Here is a 252-nt window from a genome sequence, read left to right as displayed (position 1 = left end):
AGCCGGCAAACTGGGCCGTAAGTTCGCCGCTACGGCCGGTCACGTCGTTTTCCTTAAGGTAGCGGTGGAATGCGTTTGCAGGACCGTTCAACGGCTCACCATGCGTATCGTGATTGACCTTCCCACCGCTCGCTTCCCATGCATAGCTGACTTTGTCGCCACCATCCATGTCCATCTTGACTTCGGTCCCCGCACCAGGCGATAGGGTGACCGTGATCTCGTCGGCTTTCGCCGACGGTTCCGCAGCGCGGG

Annotated in this window: 1 pseudogene; it reads right to left on the bottom strand. The window is 60.3% G+C overall.

The features are described 5' to 3' along the window. Nucleotides 1-252: pseudogene (locus tag KVT32_RS30800) on the bottom strand (transmembrane anchor protein); the annotation flags it as partial.

The sequence above is a fragment of the Achromobacter sp. GbtcB20 genome (assembly GCF_019091095.1).
GTDB classification, from domain to species: domain Bacteria; phylum Pseudomonadota; class Gammaproteobacteria; order Burkholderiales; family Burkholderiaceae_B; genus Achromobacter; species Achromobacter mucicolens.
This window is presented reverse-complemented; position numbering and strand designations above follow the sequence as displayed.